The sequence below is a fragment of the Pseudosporangium ferrugineum genome (genome assembly GCF_003002065.1).
Taxonomy (GTDB): Bacteria; Actinomycetota; Actinomycetes; order Mycobacteriales; family Micromonosporaceae; genus Actinoplanes; species Actinoplanes ferrugineus_A.
This window is the reverse complement of the sequence record NZ_PVZG01000047.1, coordinates 1-18,737: the sequence shown is the minus strand read 5'-3', so window position 1 is coordinate 18,737 and position 18,737 is coordinate 1. Positions and strand designations below refer to the sequence as shown.

Annotated in this window: 15 protein-coding genes and 1 pseudogene; 13 read left to right on the top strand and 3 right to left on the bottom strand. The window is 68.2% G+C overall.

What is annotated here, in order from left to right; translation table 11 throughout:
- Positions 1-220 precede the first annotated feature (220 nt).
- Positions 221-688 (bottom strand): helix-turn-helix domain-containing protein, encoded by a 468-nt coding sequence (locus tag CLV70_RS39460; RefSeq protein ID WP_146164334.1) that lies wholly within the window; start codon positions 686-688, stop codon positions 221-223.
- Positions 689-1,853: 1,165 nt separating this feature from the next.
- Here CLV70_RS39460 and CLV70_RS41600 point away from each other — a divergent pair.
- Genes CLV70_RS41600 through CLV70_RS37860 form a run of 5 tightly spaced genes read left to right on the top strand, consistent with a single transcriptional unit; the run spans position 1,854 to position 8,114 of the window.
- Complete coding sequence (locus CLV70_RS41600) at positions 1,854-2,207, top strand: class I SAM-dependent methyltransferase (RefSeq protein WP_106131443.1); 354 nt, start codon at positions 1,854-1,856, stop codon at positions 2,205-2,207.
- Between the two features lie 30 nt (positions 2,208-2,237).
- Positions 2,238-3,734, top strand: a complete 1,497-nt coding sequence (locus tag CLV70_RS37875; protein WP_146164333.1) for a hypothetical protein — start codon at positions 2,238-2,240, stop codon at positions 3,732-3,734.
- Positions 3,731-5,560 (top strand): hypothetical protein, encoded by a 1,830-nt coding sequence (locus CLV70_RS37870; protein WP_106131441.1) that lies wholly within the window; start codon positions 3,731-3,733, stop codon positions 5,558-5,560. Before CLV70_RS37875 ends, CLV70_RS37870 begins: the two co-directional genes overlap by 4 nt.
- On the top strand, positions 5,557-7,707 hold the full coding sequence (locus CLV70_RS40650) for a hypothetical protein (protein ID WP_211304050.1): 2,151 nt from the start codon (positions 5,557-5,559) through the stop codon (positions 7,705-7,707). The genes CLV70_RS37870 and CLV70_RS40650 overlap by 4 nt, the downstream gene beginning before the upstream one ends.
- Entirely contained in the window at positions 7,704-8,114 is a 411-nt protein-coding gene (locus CLV70_RS37860) for a hypothetical protein (protein WP_211304049.1), read from the top strand. Before CLV70_RS40650 ends, CLV70_RS37860 begins: the two co-directional genes overlap by 4 nt.
- Before the next feature lie 221 nt (positions 8,115-8,335).
- Here CLV70_RS37860 and CLV70_RS37855 read toward each other — a convergent pair whose 3' ends face one another.
- The gene (locus tag CLV70_RS37855) at positions 8,336-8,728 is read right to left on the bottom strand and encodes a VOC family protein (RefSeq protein WP_106131440.1); all 393 of its coding nucleotides are present in this window, start codon (positions 8,726-8,728) and stop codon (positions 8,336-8,338) included.
- Positions 8,729-8,886: 158 nt separating this feature from the next.
- Between CLV70_RS37855 and CLV70_RS37850 the strand changes: the two are divergent.
- From CLV70_RS37850 to CLV70_RS37825, 6 genes and pseudogenes are all read left to right on the top strand, one after another.
- Positions 8,887-9,464, top strand: a pseudogene (locus CLV70_RS37850) (class I SAM-dependent methyltransferase).
- 19 nt (positions 9,465-9,483) lie between these two features.
- Positions 9,484-10,521 carry a methyltransferase, FxLD system gene (gene fxlM, locus CLV70_RS37845; protein ID WP_245908792.1) on the top strand — a complete coding sequence of 346 codons (1,038 nt, stop codon included), beginning with the start codon at positions 9,484-9,486 and terminating at the stop codon, positions 10,519-10,521.
- Positions 10,522-10,534: 13 nt separating this feature from the next.
- On the top strand, positions 10,535-10,690 hold the full coding sequence (locus CLV70_RS37840; protein ID WP_425440280.1) for an FxLD family lanthipeptide: 156 nt from the start codon (positions 10,535-10,537) through the stop codon (positions 10,688-10,690).
- Between the two features lie 87 nt (positions 10,691-10,777).
- Positions 10,778-13,525, top strand: coding sequence for a lantibiotic dehydratase (locus CLV70_RS37835; protein WP_106131445.1), 2,748 nt, complete (start codon positions 10,778-10,780; stop codon positions 13,523-13,525).
- On the top strand, positions 13,522-14,598 hold the full coding sequence (locus tag CLV70_RS37830; RefSeq protein ID WP_106131438.1) for a lanthionine synthetase C family protein: 1,077 nt from the start codon (positions 13,522-13,524) through the stop codon (positions 14,596-14,598). Before CLV70_RS37835 ends, CLV70_RS37830 begins: the two co-directional genes overlap by 4 nt.
- Positions 14,599-14,612: 14 nt before the next feature.
- A complete protein-coding gene (locus CLV70_RS37825; RefSeq protein WP_106131437.1) occupies positions 14,613-15,428 on the top strand; it encodes a thiopeptide-type bacteriocin biosynthesis protein in 816 nt (271 codons plus the stop codon).
- Positions 15,429-15,433: 5 nt separating this feature from the next.
- Here CLV70_RS37825 and CLV70_RS37820 read toward each other — a convergent pair whose 3' ends face one another.
- The gene (locus CLV70_RS37820) at positions 15,434-16,024 is read right to left on the bottom strand and encodes an NUDIX domain-containing protein (protein ID WP_158277938.1); all 591 of its coding nucleotides are present in this window, start codon (positions 16,022-16,024) and stop codon (positions 15,434-15,436) included.
- Between the two features lie 386 nt (positions 16,025-16,410).
- On the opposite strand from CLV70_RS37820, the gene CLV70_RS37815 reads away from it, so the two are divergent.
- Together CLV70_RS37815 and CLV70_RS39455 are read left to right on the top strand one after the other, a co-directional pair.
- Positions 16,411-18,369 carry an ABC transporter ATP-binding protein gene (locus CLV70_RS37815; RefSeq protein ID WP_106131435.1) on the top strand — a complete coding sequence of 653 codons (1,959 nt, stop codon included), beginning with the start codon at positions 16,411-16,413 and terminating at the stop codon, positions 18,367-18,369.
- Positions 18,366-18,704: a nucleotidyltransferase domain-containing protein gene (locus CLV70_RS39455; RefSeq protein ID WP_146164332.1), complete on the top strand. Its 339-nt coding sequence runs from the start codon at positions 18,366-18,368 to the stop codon at positions 18,702-18,704. Before CLV70_RS37815 ends, CLV70_RS39455 begins: the two co-directional genes overlap by 4 nt.
- Positions 18,705-18,737 lie beyond the last annotated feature (33 nt).

The window sequence follows — 18,737 nt, the reverse complement described above, 5'->3', positions numbered from 1 at the left end:
CGGGCAGCGCATGGACGACACCGCGGGGGTCGCGCCGGTCCGGTACTGCCGTCAACGCCGCGACCAGACTCGACCGGCGTTCTGCCGGCAGACCCTCGTCCAGGCGGTCCGCGCGCACGGCCAACACGTCAATCAGCGATGATGATCCCAACGGGCGTGGTCCTTCTTCGATCTTCCTGGCTTCGACACCTGGATGATCATCGAAAGGCCGCGCCCGCCTCTATACCGCCATGATCCGGAGCGTCCGCACCCAACCGCCCGCAACGGTCATATCGCTACCTTGCCGGAGCCCTGCGTCGCTGAGGCCCAGCGCACCTTCGACGCGAAGCCGAACGACATTAGCGGCGGCGATCCGCCCGGCGCCAGCCTCATCCTTGGTCGAGAACTCGTCCGTAAGCTGTGTCAGACTCGCCGACCGGGATGCTTGCAGTCGCCTATCCTGCTGGGTCGCCATGATCCTGTCGTAGTCTGCCGTCAGGAGGCCACCAGTCGCCAAGGCAGCATCACACCTGACCCAGAACCCACGGTCGGCTCGCTGTCGGCCAATCTCGATGTTTCCGATCGAACTACGCCCGTACGGCACTTTCGATGTCAGTGTCTGTTGCGTGTAGCCAGCAGATTTGCGGAGGTCCGCGAGCTTCCTTCCCAGCGAACGCCAGCTTTGCGAGCCGTCATCTTCATTCGGCATGCTGTCTCCGCCTCAGTGTCGGGTCGAGCAGAGCCGGTGTGTGGCCGCGTGGACCAGAGCATGCCGGCATCACGGTAGTTTCTCGCGGAAGGGACAAGCTGCGCCACGCCCGGCACGAGGCCGTGACGGGCGCAGCCAGCCCGACCTCAGCGCCATTGTCGGTCGCAGTTGCCGCAAAACCCCCAGGCCAAGCGCAATTTCAGTCGTTCAAGCCAAGAACTCGCTACAAGGGTTTTCTCGATTACGTGGCACCACGGCGGGATGTCGGAACATTGTCGGAGTTTCGTCGGCGAACGCCGACACTCGGCCTGGACGTAGTCTTCTCGGACCAGATCGGCTGAGGACGTTGACGTCCGCAGTGTCGAAGTTGGCTGCTGTCTCAGCAGGTCACCCGATAGTCGGTGCAGTCGGGGTCTCTGAGCCGCGGCGTCGCGGTAGCGAAAGCCACCGCTCGTACCACCGGCAGGTGGTGGAGACCGTGTTCCTCACGCAGGCACGTGATGCCGACAGCGGCACTCCGCACTTGATCCGCCCTCGGGCGACAACGACTGCCACAACTCGCTTCCGCACACCAGTTGCGCGAGGCCCCCCCAACTGGGTGTTGTCGGAGCGCTGTCTTTGATCGCTGACACGGAGCGTGATACCGCCAACGGCCGGCGGCACGCGCAGGAGAGCCTATGTCGGTAACCGCGGAAGCCTGCTCAAAGGCCATAGCCCCTCTGGCCCAATCTGGCCTTCCGATCAGACGAAACCGAATCCCGTTCAAGAATGCTCAAGCATTGTCGGAGTGTGGCTGCAACTCTTTCCGACATCGGCGATGACCTGGTTGACTCCATACATCGCCGCTGGAGCGCCAAGGGGGGAAAGGGGATTTCCGCAGGTCAGCGCCCAGGAAGGCGTGCCGCTTGCAAGTTGCACGTTATGGCGCAATGCCCGCTTCAGTTGGACGCGAACACTTGGTTCATTTCAATTTCACGGCTCTTGCCGTCGAGAAATACTTTCTCGCGCGTTACGGTGCGGGCGCCGGTCGTTGCCGTCGTCGGCCCAGCATCGATGATGCGCCGCTGGCGTACGGCGAGTTGCGTCTCGACGCACGGACTCGGACCGCGGAGAGTTACAGCGGGTTGGCCGGTCAGGCGACCTGGATCGAGAAGGAGAGCACCGCATGAGTGTCGAGACCCTGAACAGCGACGACTTTCGGGCGGCGATGGTCGAGCAGCTGATCGCTGACCAGCAGGACAAGGGCCTGACGATGCGGCCAGAGGTGGAAGCTGCCCTACGGACTGTCCCTCGTCACCTGTTCACCCCCGGCCGGTCGCTGGAGGACGCCTACTCGCCGAACCTGGCGGTGATCACCAAGCAGGTCGGCGACGAGACCATCAGCTCAGTGTCGGCGGCGTGGCTGATCGCGGAGATGCTCGGCCAGGCGGCGGACGCGCACAAAGGCGGGTTGGCAGGGCTGGATGTGCTGGAAATCGGCTCGGGTCTGTACCGATTTCGGAGTGTTGCAGCAGGTTAGCACCTATTGATCATGGTTAGCTGTCTGCTGATGGACGCAGATGAGAGACCGCTTGTGTGGCGGCTACACCGCTGGCAGCCCGAACTTATTCAGGTCGCTGGCGATCCGCTGCTGGCGAAGGCCTCGTCGTTGGTCAAGCTGCGGATTCAAGCGGGCCAGGAGTTCTTGATCCGGTCGGATGGCCACACGATCGCGGAGGTGAATGCGTTTCTGGCTTCGCCGCGGATGCGTAACCGCGCCGCCGGGACGAGGGATAAGTACGGCCGCGGGATCGGTGTCTGGCTGGGTTATCTCGACGCTGTCGGCCGGCATTGGTCGGAGGCGTCGCCGCAGGATGTGGGCGCGTTCAAGTTCTGGCGGATGACGGACCGGGCCAACCCGCGACGAGTCGCCGGGGCGAGCGTGCTGGACAACCTGACGGCGATCTCGTGCTTCTACGAGTGGGCGGGGCCTCGGACTGCGGTGGTGAATCCGGTGATCCGGGACGTCATGCGCCGTGGGCCGCGAAGCGATCGGCCGGCTGGGTTCGAGGCGACGCCTCACGTGGTGCGTGACCGGGATGTGAAGTGGCTCGATCCGTCGGGGTATGCGTTGTGGCGTGATGTGGGGCTACGCGGTCTTGATCGCGGCGGGCGTGAGATCGAGCGATGGCGCGGTCGTAATGGCCAGCGGGACTGCGCGTTCGCCGACGGCCTGTATGGCACCGGGCTGCGGCTGACCGAATGGGCGAGCGTGCTGCTGGCGGAGCTGCCCGACGATCATGCGGGGCGAGGCTACTTCACATGTTGGCTGGCATCGGCGTGTGCCAAGAACGGCCGAGGTCGCCGGTATTGGATGCCGCGGCAGGTCCTGGCGGACGTGTTGGGCTACGTCGAGGCTGAGCGGGCGGCGTCGGTGCGCCGGGCCCGCCGCGCCGGCCGTTACGAGCAGTTGACCGAGGTCGTGCTGCTGACCCGGGTCCTTGGCCGTCGGCGGGCGGAGCTGGTGAAGGCAGACGGCTCGGTCACGGTGGTCTCGCTGGACGCGCTCGATCCGGCTGCACGGGCGAGGATCATGCTGCGGACGTCGGCGGGATTGGAGCCCGCGGCGTTGTGGCTGAACGAGGACGGCCTGCCGCGGGAGCCGCACGGCTGGCAGCACACCTTCGACACGGTCAACGAGCGTCTGGCGCGGGCGGGCTTGACGGGGGTACGGGCGACCGCCCATATGCTGCGACATTCGTTCGCGTTGCGCTGGTTCGCCGTCGGCCGGCTGCTCTATGAACAGCGTTTCGCTCACCTGGACGCCGAGGAACTACGAGACTTCCGCGCCCAGTTCGGTGACACCTGGTATCTGCTCCAAACTTTGCTAGGACACGCCGACGTGGCCACCACGATGAACGTGTACCTCGAGCCGTTTCGGGATCTCGACATCGCGTTGCTCATCGAGCACGCGCACGGAGAGACGATGGCGTCGTTGATCGCGGAGATGTTCGGCGCGCACCCACAGGTGATCACGGCTGCTGCCGAAGTCGAGGCTGCCCGATGAATACCGGGCGCGCCGCGGCGCTGCCGCAGCCGGGATACACCGAGCCGCAGCGACTGGTCATCACATCGACCGAAGTGCGGGTTGAGGCGTTCCCGGAGGACGGATCGGCCCCGCGAGACATCGACCTGAGCGCGTTGCCGGTGGCCCGGCCGATGCAAGAGTGGCTGGCTTCAGCGGTCGCCGCAGCGACCGGTCCGAGCGGCACGTTGCGCACGCCAGCGTCGCACCACAACGTGAAGTCGATGCTGATGCGGTTCACCCGTCACCTGGCGTCGTTCAGTCGGCCACCGCAACGCCCGGATCAGCTGCGCCGAGCTCACATCGACGGGTTCGTCCTGGCCGGCGGCCGAGCACTGCACCGGGATCTTGGAGGGTTGCGGTCGCTGCTGCGGCAGGCACAGCCGCCCCCGCCGGACGAGTTCTGGGCACGGCTGTCTACCGCTTCGACGCCCAAGATCAGCGGTCGGCTGTCCAGCTACAGCGAAGCCGAGTTCCGGCGGATCATGTCGCGCTGCAAGCGCGAGTTGCGGGCGGCGGCGACCCGGATCCGCCATGCAGGCGCGCATCTCGCCGATTGGAGGGACGGGCACATCAGCCTCGCTGATCGCGACGCGTGGGAATACGGGTCCCTGCTGGATCACCTTGACCGGTGCGGCGATGTCCCACGGTCGGCGAACGGCACGCCACAGCGAAGCGTCCATCGCCACGGCGGAACGGAGGCGTTGACGGCGGCGCTCTACTTGACTTACGACGAGATGGTGGCCGCGACGGTGCTGCTGATCTGCCTGACAGGGCAGAACCTGAGCACGTTGGAAGCCGCGACGATCGAGCATCTGCGTCCGGACGGCCACACCGAAGGCACGGCGTCAGCGCTGGTGGATCTGGTCAAACCGCGGCGAGGGTCCCGGTCAGCGCACATGAGCGTGGTGTGGTCACAGACAGCACCCGACGGCAGCCGCTCCAGCGACCAACTCGACACCCCGTTCGGTGTGTTCACCCTCCTGACGGAACTCGGCCATGCCGGCAGGACGCGCCTGGGCACCAATCGGCTGCTGGTCTTCTACACCCACCGAGGCGGCCCGCGCGGCCGCGGCCTTCGGGCCGGGCTACCGCACTCGGCGATCTGGTTGTGGTCACGCACCGGAGCGAACCTGCTCTGCGATCCGGTGCCAGGCGCCGATGAGCCAGCCGCGCCGTTGCATTTGGACGCGCGCCGGTTTCGGCTGACTTTCCTCGAGCTATATCAGCGGCCGGTCGCGCAGACCGAGCGGACCCTGGCCAACCAGTATCTGGCCCGCAACCGCGGCAACATCGCCGAATACCAGCGCCTGGTGGCCACAGTGCTGGACCAGCAAGTGGCAGCGGCACGCGCCATCCGGCCGATGCCGGTGCTCACGACCACCGACATGGTCAAGGCCGCAACGGACCCCGCCGCCCACGATCTCGCCGCCGAAACGGTCGCCGACCTGGTCACCGGCCGACTCGACACCGTGCTCGCCGGATGCATCGACAACCGCAACGGCCCGTACAACGCTGCCGGGCAGCCCTGCACAGCATCATTCCTGCTGTGTCTGTCCTGTCCCTGCGCCCGCGCCACACCGGCGCACCTTCCCGCTCAAGTCCTCGTCCACGATGAGCTGCAGGCTCGCCGCAGCCGCATGACACCGCTGGACTGGGCCCAACGCTACGGCACCGCGGCCACGCAACTCGCCGATCTGCTCAACCAGCACGGCCCCGGCGCGGTCGACGACGCACGCGCCGGCGCTACCGAGGCACAGCACGATCTGGTCAACCGCTTCCTGCGCCGAGAACTGGACTGGTCATGAGCCTCGCACTCGAACACACCCCGGCCGCGGCGCCGACGCATCCGGTGGCAGACACGCCCGTACTGGCCCGTCACCGGCTGCGACCGGGCGCTGATCCCGCCGACCAGTCACGGTTCGGTGATGACCGGTGGATTCTGACCCCTGCGATGCACGAGGCCCACGCGAAAGCGACTTCGCTGGACACCACGGCGATCCCGGCGCCGTTCCGCGATGCGGTCAAAATCGTCGCCTGGCTGATGCTCAACCACGACCCGGTCGAAACCGTCCTCAACGGCCGCTCCGGCCGACCAACGGTGCGCACGGTCGCCGCGGCCACGCGCGATATCAGCCGATTCTGCGAATGGCTCACACAGCGCAACATCGACACCTTCGCCGCCGTCACCGCCCCGGATCTGGACGACTACGCGACCGAGATCCGCCATGCTCAGGTCAAACACTGGCAGCGCGAAGATCTTCTGGCGGCCGTGTCACGCCTGTGGTCGATGCGTTCTCTGCTGCCCGAGCAACACCAACTGCCGCCGGCGCCACCCTGGGGCGGCGACCGGATCCACGACGTCCTCGGTCAAAGCCGCAGCAGCGGAGAAAACCGCACACCGCGTATCCACCCGGACACCATGGCCGCACTATTGTCCTGGAGCCTGCGCTTCGTCGAGGACTTCGCCGACGACATCATCGCCGCGTTCGACGAATACAAACACCTGACGATCCGCAACCCGCGACGCCGACGGACCACCCAAGCCGGCAGGCGCCCTCGAGCCCGGCCCAACGAGCTCTGCGAGCGGCTCACCGCAGTCGTCGAACGCTATCGAGCAGCCGGGCGTGGCCTGCCCGGCAGCCGCCGCCCCGACGGCACCCTGACCGTCAACGCCTACCACCTTGGCCGCCTGGTCGACGGCCAAGTCATGCTCGGCAAGCCGGCAACGCACGCCCACGACGAGATCCTGGCGGCAAGCGGCCTCCCCATCGACGAAGCCTGCTACCTGTTCGCCCCGATCACCGCCAGCATCGACGGACAACCCTGGCGGCCCCAGCCGATCACCTACGACGAAGCGCCGCAGCTCGCCCGGCTGCTCTCGGTCGCCTGCTATCTCGTCATCGGCTACCTGTCCGGGCAACGCGTCGGCGAGACCCTGAACCTGCGCCGCGGCTGCATCGAGCACGACCGCACGACAGGACTCATCTTCCTCCGCGGCCTGCACTTCAAAGGCGTCACCGACCAGACCAGAACCAAGATCCCCGAAGGTCAAGTCCGAGAGGATCCCTGGGTCGTCACCGCGCCGGTGGCCACCGCCGTCTCCGTGCTGGAACGCCTGCACACCTCGCCATGGCTGTTCCCGAACACTCTCGCCATCGACGGACGCGCCGATGGCCCCCACCAAACTCGAGCCGGCCGGGGCCGCACCGAACCCCTGATGACGCTCGACATCGCCCACCTCTGCACTTGGGTCAACGCCTACTGCCACACCACCGGACGCGTCGACACCATCCCACCCGATCCCGCCCACCCCCGCCTGCATCCGGCGCGACTTCGACGCACCCTGGCCTGGTTCATCGCACGCCGGCCACGCGGGCTGGTCGCCGCCGCGATCCAGTACGGGCACGTCAGCCTCACCATGACCCTGGGCTACTCCGGCACCTACGCCTCCGGCTTCCCCGACGACCTCGCCTTCGAGGAATGGCTCGCCAAGATCGAAACCCTGGCCGCCGCCCACGACCGCCTCAACCACGGTGAGCACGTCTCAGGTCCGGCCGCCGCGACCTACCGGCACCGCGTCAACGCAGCCACCCGCTTCGCCGGACGCGTCCTACGCACCAGCCGGGAGGCAGCCGCCCTGCTGGCCAACCCCGACATGCAGATCTACCCCGGCGACGGCATGACCTGCGTCCTGGACCCGAACAAAGCCGCATGCCGCCTGACCCGCGATGAAAGCGGCCACCGCCACACACCCGACCTCGACGACTGCCGCCCGAACTGCGGAAACATCGCCCGCACCGACGCGGACACCAACGCCCTCCGCGACCGCGTCGCGCGCCTGCAAGCCCTGGTCGCCGATCCGCTCGCTCCACCCATCCGAGCAGAGCGCGAACGCCACGAACTGCAACGGCTCACCGCCATCCTCGCCGAACACCAGCAAGGCCAACCATGAACAACCGCGCCCAGGAACGAGAAGCCATCACCGCCGCCATGCAGCGACTGCTCACCGGTCAGCCCGAACGCTCCACCGGCGCCCTCACGGTCCTGCAACTGGCAGCCGAGGCCGGCGTCAAACGCTGGGTTCTCACCCACAAACACCCCGACCTCAAGACCGAGTTCGAGCAGCGCCGGAACCAGACCAGCAGCATCCCCGCCGCCTACCAACCCCTGGCGGCGAAGGCCGCCGACCTCGGTGCTGCCAACCAACGACTCCGCGACGAAAACACCGAACTGCGCCAGCGCGTCGACGCATACGCCCAGGCGATCTATCGCCTCACCCATGAGCTGGAGCAACTGCGCAGCGCTGCGCATTCAGGAGACAACGTCCGCCATCTACGGCGCCCGGAAAGAGCCGACTGACTCCCTGCGACCTTGGAGGACACCTGTCGGGGGTTCGGTGCAGAGAGCCCGCGTCAGATTGCAGAGATTCAGGAGCGGGTGACGCTCGGAAACGCTACGACGCGCCCACTCCAGCGACTCATGCCGGGCTCTCACGATGAGTGATCGGTGGCCGTGCGCTACCACCCGAACTCCGGCAATTTGGTGCGCTTGGTGTGGTGACTGGTCCGATCCACCTCCGCTCAAAGGGATCCGAGGAGATCCCACCGGTTACCGGCGATGTCAAGGAAGACCGCGACACGACCATAGGGTTCCGCGCGCGGCTCCCGAACGAATGTGACGCCCGCCTCGGTCATCCTTTGATACGCGGCGTCGAAGTCATCGACGCGAAGGAAGAACCCCACTCGGCCTGCGACCTGATCCCCGACCGCCGCGGATTGGCGTTCCCCGTCCGCCCGAGCAAGAAGGACGCCCGTCTGTGCGCCAGGCGGACGGACCACCACCCAGCGCTTGGGCCGCCCGTCGTTGGTGAGTGACGGCGAGTCCTCGACGAGTTCGAACCCGAGTGTCCGGGTGAAGAACTCGATGGCCGGGTCGTACTCATCAACGATCAAGGCAACCAGATCGATCTGCACCTCGCCAGCGTAGAGGTCGATGCGCTGGCCTCGTCATCCCCTACACGCCGTCCCTGCCGGCCGCATGCAGCCCTGCACTTCCGTTCGAGCGGATCGAGGACTGACACTAGAGTGGCGCCGTGAAGAGCCAGACGGGTGTTCGTGACGCCTATTCGCATATGTCGGAGCAGTACATCGCCTTGTTCGATGGCGACTGGCAGGCTCAAGTGGACGACACGAGCCTCATCCGACGTCACCTCGTTGGCTTGGACGGCACGGTGCTCGATCTCGGTTGCGGCCCTGGGCATCGCAGTGCTTACCTGCATTCGCTCGGTGCCGACGTGACCGGCGTCGACTTGGTCCCCGAGTTCGTCGACTACGCCCGGACCACCTTGCCGGACCACAGTTCCGGCTCGGATCGATGACGGACCTGGGCCTCCCCGACCATTCGGTCGCTGGCATCCTCTCGTGGTATTCGACCATCCACCTACCGCCACCGGAGCTGGACGGTGTCCTGACTGAATTCCGCCGGCTGCTAGCGCCATCCGGGAAGCTAGTGATCGGCTTCTTCGACAGCGACGACGAGGTGGCTGCCTTCGACCACAAGGTCTGCACGGCATACCGTTGGCCCGCAGACGAATTTTCCGCCCGTCTGACGAGAACCGGCTTCACCGAACTTCAGCGCGTCCAGCAGCAGTTTCCGGACCGTCCCGACCGCAAGTATGCGGCCATCGCCGCAAGAGCCGCTGCGTTGTAGCGACCGCCTGATCAGTTGGTTGCCCCAAGTCGTCGAAGGTCGCCGTGTGCGCGGTGGCGAAGACAGCTCTGCACTACAAGCCGTACGCCGACAACGCCCGGTAATGCAACAACTCCAAACAGGCGACAGAGGCTCTGGCGGTTACAACGCGGCGCTGCTGCGCGAACTCGTCGGCGACGCCGGTTCGGTCACGACGGTGGACATCGACAAGGACGTCACGGACCGGGCGTCAGCGTGCCTGGCCGCGGCCGGCTACGACGACGTGACGGTGGTGTGCGCCGACGCTGAGCAGCCCGTCGGCTCCCAACAGGTGTACGACGTGATCATCGCGACGGTCGGGGCCTGGGACATTCCTCCCGCGTGGACCGGACAGCTCGCATCCGACGGTGTTCTGGTGGTGCCGCTGCGGACGTTCGGGATGACGCGGTCGTGGGCGCTGCGCCGCGACGGGGCCGCGTTGATCAGCCACAGCCAGCGGCTGTGCGGGTTCGTCTCGATTCAGGGCGCCGGCACCCACCAGATGCGCTATGTCGACGTCGCGGACGGCGTGCATATGCGACTGGACGAAGATCAGCAGCTCGACCCCGCCACCGTCAGCGAGGTGCTGGCGCAGCCACCGGTTCAGGCGTGGGCCGGAGTCAGCCTGCCGCCGGCCACGGTGCTGGCCGACCTGGACATGTGGCTGGCCACTCGCATTGCTGCGGCTGGCCAGCAGTTCGTCATCCTCACTGCGCAGCAGGACGCCATCGACGCCGGCCGGGTCTCGCCGGCGTGGCGGTTCGGCACCCCGGCCGCGTTGCATGACGGCACGTTCTGCTACCGCTCGGCCCTGCAATGGGCCGAGGACACGTTCGACCTTGGCGCCCGCGCGTACGGCCCTGACGCGAAAACGGTCGCCGAGCGGTGGATCGAGCACATGGTCGCCTGGGTGGACGCGGGCAGCCCGGCCCCGACGCTGCACGTTCTGCCCGCAGGAACTCCCGACGGCGACCTGCCGGCCGGGACGGTGCTGGACAAGCGGCAGAGCCGCCTCGTCCTCGCCTTCACCCCCCGTTAGGAAGGACACGCACGTGGACGAACAGATCTTCGAGGACGTCGAGGACTTCACCTTGGACGTCACGCTGGTTGACGCCGGCCCCGCCGCGACCGGCTTCTCGACCAACACCGACGACAACTGCGGCTCGGGCAACACGGGCTCGAACGCCTGCACGACCAAGAACAACTGACCGGGGCCCTCGCCCGGCTCGCTCATCTCACGATGACTGGGGCCCGACGCGCTCAGCGTCGGGCCCCGCCGATCACGGTGGTGCATGATGCTTCCCGCTGCTGGTGCGGCGATGATCCGAATCGCCGCTTACCCTGCTGATCTGACGATGCCGTCCTGGCCGGACCTCGGCTCGGATGATCCCGAGCGCTGGCGCGCCTGGCTCACCGAGGTGTGGGCGCTGCCCGGCTTCGCGTCCGCTGTCACCGGGGCAGCACCGGATCTTGCCACGCAGCTAGCCGTCATGGTGGCGGGCGAGGCGATGCCGCTGCGGCGGAGACGACGTCTGGTCGAATCTGCGATGCGGTACCTGTTGCGGTGGACCAGCCGCGCGACCCCGTTCGGAACCTTCGCCGGCGTCGCCCCGATGAGATTTGCCGACCGTATGACGGTGCGCCTCGGATCGGAGCATCGTGTGGTCGCCCGCCCCGATGGGGCATGGGTCGTCGAGCACGCCGCGCGGGCCGAGAGCGACCTCGACGTCTTGCGCACCACGTTGCTGTTGGCGAACCCGCTCGGGTATCGGCGGGGCGAGAAGTGGGTGCTGCCATGCACGGGCACCGACGGCGACCGGCGTTGGGACGCCGAGATCCGCCTCACCGGCCCCATCCAGACCGCGATCGGTGGGGCTTGCTCGCCGATTCTGTTCGCCGAGCTCACCGAGAAGATCGCCGCTCCGAGGCCTGCGGTGGAGCGGCTGCTGGCGGACCTTGTCGGGCTCGGCGTCCTGCTGTCCGCGCTGCGTCCGCCGATGACTGTCACCGATCCCACCGCTTGCCCGGCCGGGCACGTTCCGGCGCCTGCGCCCGGCGTGCTGATGGCCGCTGATCTTCGCGCCGATGTCGCGGTCACCTTGCCGCCGTCGGTCGTACGCGAAGCCGGCCGGGCCGCGGACGCGCTGGTGGCGGTCGCCCCAGCAGTGCCGGCCTGGCAGGAGTACCACGCCGCGTTCGTCGACCGGTGGGGCCCGGGTGCGGCCGTGCCGATTCGCGAGGTGCTGCGCGTGCTTGGCTTCCCCGCCGGCTACCGCGGATCCACCCGCCACTGCCCAGCGGTGTTCACCGGCCGAGACCGCCTGCTCGGGCAGTTGGCCCAGCAGGCGGCGCTCGAGGGCGCCGCCGAAGTGATTCTCGACGACGAGCTGATCGGGCGGCTGCACGGCGACGACGACCGGCCGCCGATCCCGCACACCGAGCTGCGTTTCACCCTGGCGGCCGACACACCGGCGGACGTGGACCGCGGCGCGTTCACCTTGACCGTGCTCAGCGGTTCCCGCCACGCCGGAGCCGCCGCCGGCCGGCTCCTGCATTTGCTCGACCCCGACGAACTCGCCGGGTTCCGTGACGTCTACCGGCAGTTGCCGACCGCGATGTCCGGTGCGGACACGGTGCAGCTGTCCGGGCCGCCCCTGGACGCGAGGCTTGTCCCGCTGGCTCGCGCCCCCGAAATGCTGCCGATCCTGCCGCTCGGCGAGTTCCACCCCGCACCGCTATACACGGTGGACGAGGTCGCGGTCACCGGCGACGGCGACCAGCTGTGGCTGGTCTCCGCCGTCACCGGTCGGCCGGTCGAACCGTTGCTGCTCAACAGCGTGCTGCTAACCGGTTTGCAGCAGCCGCTGATGCGGTTCCTCACCGAGATCTGGACGGCCTGGACGGCGCCGTGCGCGCCCTTCGGCTGGGGCCACGCATCTGACCTGCCGTTCCTGCCCCGGGTTCGGCGCGGACGTTCCATCCTGCACCCGGCCCGCTGGCAGGTCGACCGGACCACGCTGCCCGCCCGCACAGCCGGGTGGTCGCAGTGGCAAGACGGCTGGCAACACCACCGTCGCCAGCGTCGCATCCCGCGCGAGGTCCTGGCCGGCGCCGACGACGTGCGCCTGCACCTCGACCTCGACATCCCCGCCCACCTGCACGTCCTACGCCACGAGATCGATCGGCAACCCCGCACCGTCCTCACCGAGGCCCCCGGCCCCGCCGGGTGGATCGGCGGACGGCCGACCGAACTCATGCTCACGCTCACCCGGGCCACGCCCCGCGCACGGGTGCCGCGGCAGGCCCGGCCTGTAACCGCTGTGACCCACCGGCCTGGGCCGTCGCGATGGCTGCAAATCCACCTGTACGGCCACGCCGAGGCCATCCTCACGGACCTCGCCCGACGGCCCGCCACCTATCTCCCGGCGGGCTGGTGGTTCCTGCGCTACCCCAGACCGACACCCCATTTGCGGCTGCGCATCCCCATCGCCGGGCCCGACCACTTCACCAAGGTGACCGTACGCCTCGCAACCTGGATGCAGCAGCTGCAGGACAGCGCCGCCGCGCACGACTACAGCCTGCACCCGTACCGGCCAGAAACCCGCCACGGCACCCACGCCACCCTCGCGGCCGCCGAAGCGGTCTTCGCCGCCGACTCCGCCGCCGTCCTGCGTCGCCTGACCACGCTGACCGCCGCCGATCGGCAGGCCAGCACCGCCGCCGGCATGATCGCCCTCGCGGCGGCCTTCACCGGCGACGGCCCGGCATGGCTGACCACCCATGTCCCGCACCACACCGGCCCCCGCCTCGACCCCGACCACCTCGCCCTGGCCGGCACTGCCGTCCACGACGAACAGCTCACCGTCGCAGCCGCTGCCTACCGGGCTGCCATCGACACCGACACCCTCGACCCCGATACCGTGCTCGCGGATCTGCTGCACCTGCACCATGCCCGCATGATCGGCGTTGACGCGGCCTCCGAACAACACTGCCTGCGCCTGGCCCGCGCCGTCGCCCTCAGCCGCACGAAGAGCTCACGATGAACCCCGGCCAATCGCTGGCCAACGGCAGCGCCGGGATCGCCCTGTTCCACCTTGAGACCGGCAACTACGCCGCCGCCATCCGGGCTCTGCGCGACGCCGTCGCCGACGGCGTCAGCATCGCCGACGGCGCCAGCCTGTTCCATGGCGCGCCCGCGATCGCGTTCGTCCTTGCCGCCACCGACCACCCGCAGCTCGCCACCGCCCGCGCCGTCACCGCCGAGGCCACCGCGACCCTCGCCCGGCGCCGCGTCGAAGCCGCTCATCGCCGCATCGACCGCCGCGCCCAGCCGCACTACGCCGAGTACGACCTGATCCGTGGACTGACCGGCCTCGGCGTCGTCCTGCGCCGCCTGGGCGACCACGACCTGCTCCGACACGTCCTCGACTACTTCGTGCGGCTCACCGAACCCGTGCACGATTTGCCCGGCTGGTGGTGCCACAACAGCCCCCACCACGCCCAACCCGCGCCCGGTGGCGGGCACGCCAACTTCGGCATGGCCCACGGCATCACCGGCCCCCTGGCTCTGCTGTCGCTCGCCCTGCTCGACGGCACCACCGTCGCCGGCCACACCACCGCGATCGAACGGATCTGCCGCTGGCTCGACACCTGGCAACGCCACACCCACGGCATCACCTGGTGGCCGCAAACCCTCACCCGCCCTGAACTCCACGCCAGCACGCCCACCCAGCAAGGCCCGCTACGGCCGTCCTGGTGCTACGGAACACCCGGCATCGTCCGCGCCCAACAACTCGCCGCGCACGCCCTCGGCGACCGCGACCGCCAACACCGCAGCGAGACCGCCTTCACCACCTGCATCACCGACCCGACACAAACCGTCCAGCTGATCGACCGCGGCCTCTGCCACGGCACCGCCGGCCTGCTGGCCACCGCCCGCCGCATCACGACCGACGCCCACACCCCGATCCCGCTCCCGGTGGTCGAACGACTCCACCAGCAGTTCGCCGCCAGTGGCAACGAACCAGCCGGCCTGCTGGAGGGCACCACCGGATCCGGCCTCGTCGACACCGCGACCACCAGCACCGTGTGGGACGCCTGCCTCCTGCTCGCCTGACGAAAGGCCCGTTCGTGGACCTACCCTCGTGGCACCAGATCAACATCGCCTACACCGGCGACAACTGCCACCGCGAACAGGCCGCCCTGAACCACCTACGTCAGGTGATTCCCGCCGCAGAGAGGGCTGGTCTGATCACCTCCTGGTGGTTCATCCGCAAAGGCTCATGGCGGATCCGCTACATGACCACTGACAACCCGGACAGCCCCGCGCTGGCCCACCAGCTGATTAGCCACAACGTCGCCTGGACCCACGACATCTACGAACCCGAGATCCGCGCTTTCGGCGGACCCGACGCCATGACCGCCGCCCACACCCTCTTCCATCACGACAGCCGCCACCTGCTCGACTACCTCGACCAGCACCGAGCAGACCGGCGAGAACAGTCGCTGATCCTGTGCACCGCGCTGATGCGCGCCGCTGCCCTCGACCTCAACGAACAAGGCGACGTCTGGGCGAAGGTCCTCGACTACCGCACCGACGACCTTCACGAACCCCCAGCGCCGGACGCCGAAACTTGGGAGAGCTTCACCAAGGACGTCCGCCGTCTGATCGAAGGAACTGCCAGCAGCCCCGGCGAGTGGCATACCGCCTTCCACGAGGCCGGCACCACCCTGCGATCCCTACGCGAACACGGCAAACTCACCCGCGGCCTGCGCGCGGTCATCGCCTTGCACATCATCTTCCACTGGAACCGCATCGGCCTGCCCGCCACCACCCAAGCGAGACTCGCCTGCGCCGCCGCGGAGGCCATCTTCGACGACGCACCTGACTTATCGACCCGATGGCTGCGAACGAGCGTCACCGCTGTGCCGCACACACCCGCGTGACCAGATCAAGCGGGCATGGGTGCCGTATCGAGGGTGTGCCTCACCTTGGCAAGGAACCGCGTGACCTGCGACGGGGCGTAACAAGTGCCGATCCAGGACTCGGGCTCGTCGATGTGGCTCCACCGCAGGCCGAGGAACTCGCCTGGATCGCCGGTCAGTGGCATACCCTCGCTGCCGTCGAGGACATACCAGAGGGTTACATCGACGTGCTCACCCGGCGGACGGGTTCGGCTTTCAGTGACCAGCAGCGGCCGGTCGCCGAATGCCAGGTGGAACTCGCCGTCGATACCGAGCTCTTCCTTGGCTTCGCGGACCACAGCCTCCGCGGGAGGTTCGGCGTCGACGTGGCCGCCGGGGAACACCCACGCCTGCGCCTTACGGTGGTCGACCTGAAGAACGCTACGGCGCACGGGATCCAGCACCGCGAAATACACGGCCAGATGCCTGGCCGGGATGGAGCCGTGTTCCCGGAACAGCGGTGCGTTGCTGTCGATCCAGGCCAGCACGGAGGCTTGCTCGCGGACTTCGATGGGGTCGGCCGGGCTAATCCCGGCGACCGTACGACGGATCTGCTCGCGCAGCAATTCGCCAGTCACCAACGCTCCCTTCACAGAGTCGGCCGCCACGCGCCGCCATGGCCGTCGCCCCGAGCCTGGATGTGCCGAGAACGTACCTGGCCCGACACGGTGTGCGGCGGACAACGCGCCCGCCGGTTCACGCTCGCAACAGGTACACCCGGACGGGCCATCGACCAACTCTGTATCGATGGGCCGCGGCGGTCGGCGGGGATACGGGCGCGTCCTTCGCCTGGGCGACAGAAACAGCCCGACCCGGCGACTCGGCACGCGCGGCGGATCGCGCTGGGTCTTCGCGCGCAGGTGGGATAGCACCGCCACCACGGCGAGCCTGGATCAGCGCAGCGCGGCGGCCCGGTGCGAGACGAGTGGGTGATCCGGTTCTTCGGACGAGGGAGTTGAGGCGGATGAGCGCACCACCAGATCAGACGACCCGCGGCACGATGCCGCATCAGATGACGGCCGGGCAGGCCGGGTCCGTACTGCCCGAGCTGCGGGCCGCGGACTGGGAGGTCGGGATCCGCAAGCGGGCCGAGACCGGCATCTTCGGCGTGTTCGCCGAACTACCCGCCCTCGTGCGGGAAGCGGCCGCGATCAGCTGGCGGGCCGACCGCACCCGCACCATCGTCGTGCTGGTCACCACGTTGCTCGCCGGGGTGATGTCGACGTTCGGGCTGCTGTCCACGCAGCGGCTGCTCGTGGAACTGTTCGCCGCCGGGCCCACGCCTGACCGGGTGAGAGCCGCCTTGCCCGCCTTGATCCTGCTCGCGAGCGTGACCGCCGTCCGTGGCGGCCTCTCGATCGTCATGGGCTACGCGCAGAACGGGCTGACCCCGCGCGTGGTCCAGCAGGCCGAGCGCCGGCTGTTCGAGACGACGACCCGGGTAGAGCTGGCCGCGTTTGACCAGGACGCGTTCGCCGACGACATGGAACGCGCCACCCGCGGCCCCGAGGCCGCCGCCACCCTCGTGCAGGAGTCCGCGAATGTCTTCGCGGGGATGGTGAATCTGCTCGCGGTCACCGTGGCGGTCATCGTGATCAACCCGCTGCTACTGACTGCCCTGATCGTTGCGACCGTGCCTAACTTCTACGCGGCGCTGCGGGCCGGGCACCTACGCTACGAGGAGTTCGTGGCCGGCTCGGTACGCCGCCGCCGGCTGTGGGTCTTGCAACGCCAGATGGCTGAACGGCATTCGGCGCCGGAATCGCGCAGCTACGGCTTGCGCGGCTTTCTGCTTGGCCAATACGACCGGGTCATGAGCGCTCAGACCAACGTCGATCTGAATCTGGCCCGCAAGGTCACCACCACGACCAGTATCGGCGCCACCATCAGCGGGATTGGATTGGGTGGTGTGTGGGTCCTGCTCGCCGTGCTGCTCGACCGTGGTCAGATCCCGCTGTCGGCCTCCGTGACCTGCGTCGTCGCCGTCCAGGCGGCCCAGCGTGCCTTGGCCGCGGTGACGTTCCAACTCGACCGGGTGTTCACTCAGGGTCAGTTCCTCAAGGAGTACCTGGGCTTCCTGCACCGGGCCACCGCCTACCTCCCGCCGGCCGAGGCTGTCGGCCGACCAGCGCCGTCACCGTTGCAATCGATCACCGTACGGGGCGTCAGCCTGCGCTATCCCGACCGCGAGGAGTGCGCCGTCGACAAGGTGAGCCTGCGCATCGAGGCCGGGCAGACGGTGGCGTTCGTCGGCGAGAACGGCTCCGGAAAGTCGACCCTCGCCGCGATGATCGCCGCCCTGCGCACCCCCACCTCCGGGGTTGTCGAGTGGAACGACCAGCCACTGGAAGACTGGGACGCTGACGCTGTCCGGTCCCGGATCTCCATCGTCCTTCAAGAACACCATCGCTGGCCGTACACGGCCGCCACCAATATCGCCATGGGCGACCTGTCCGAACCCGCCAGCCTCGATCGCATCAAGAGCGCGGCCAGGCAGGCGGCCGCCGACCAGATGATCCAGCGGCTGCCGCACGGGTACGAGACCCTGCTTGACCGCACGTTCGTCAACGGCCAAGACCTATCCGGCGGGCAGTGGCAGCGCCTGACCGCCGGCCGCGGCTTCTACCGCGACGCCGACCTGCTCATCATGGACGAACCATCGTCCGCGCTCGACCCGCGCGCCGAAGATGCCCTCTTCCAGTCGATCCGTAGCCGGCAAGGCACCCGGACCACCATCCTGATCACCCACCGGCTCGCCAACGTCATCCACGCCGACCGGATCTACGTGATGCACGACGGCCGCCTCGAGGAACAAGGCACTCACGCCGAACTCGTCACCGCCGACGGCCGCTACGCGGCCCTATTCACTTTGCAGGCCGCCGGATACCAGCCGGTCACCACGACAACCGGTGAACCGAAGTGAGTCAACCCCTGAATGTCGGCCCCGCTGCCGGCGATCCACCACCACACGTCGTCGAGCCGGCCCTGCAGCTGGCGCGGGTCAGGGCCGCCCGAGACGCGTGGCTGGCGGAAGCCACTGCCGTGCTGCGCGCGGATCGGCGCGTGGCGGGCACGGTGGTGGTCGGGTCGCTCGCGGCCGGTGGCAGTGACGCGTTCAGCGACGTGGATCTGATCGTCGTGCTCGATCCGCCGATCCCGCCGGTTCTGCTCGCCGATCCGTTCGCCGGACTGGGTTTACTGAGCTTTTGGGGTCAGGGTCAGGGCGGTGCCAGTCCGCTGGTGGCGAGGAATCCGTAGGCGAGGGTGGGCCGGTACTGCATCTGTTTGAGC

Coding starts and splice junctions, on each gene's coding strand:
- CLV70_RS37835 (WP_106131445.1), top strand. CDS start 10,778: ATGCTTCCCGCTGCTGGTGCGGCGATGATCCGAATCGCCGCTTACCCT.
- CLV70_RS40650 (WP_211304050.1), top strand. CDS start 5,557: ATGAGCCTCGCACTCGAACACACCCCGGCCGCGGCGCCGACGCATCCG.
- CLV70_RS37875 (WP_146164333.1), top strand. CDS start 2,238: ATGGACGCAGATGAGAGACCGCTTGTGTGGCGGCTACACCGCTGGCAG.
- CLV70_RS39460 (WP_146164334.1), bottom strand. CDS start 688: ATGCCGAATGAAGATGACGGCTCGCAAAGCTGGCGTTCGCTGGGAAGG.
- CLV70_RS37830 (WP_106131438.1), top strand. CDS start 13,522: ATGAACCCCGGCCAATCGCTGGCCAACGGCAGCGCCGGGATCGCCCTG.
- CLV70_RS37870 (WP_106131441.1), top strand. CDS start 3,731: ATGAATACCGGGCGCGCCGCGGCGCTGCCGCAGCCGGGATACACCGAG.
- CLV70_RS37815 (WP_106131435.1), top strand. CDS start 16,411: ATGAGCGCACCACCAGATCAGACGACCCGCGGCACGATGCCGCATCAG.
- CLV70_RS37860 (WP_211304049.1), top strand. CDS start 7,704: ATGAACAACCGCGCCCAGGAACGAGAAGCCATCACCGCCGCCATGCAG.
- CLV70_RS41600 (WP_106131443.1), top strand. CDS start 1,854: ATGAGTGTCGAGACCCTGAACAGCGACGACTTTCGGGCGGCGATGGTC.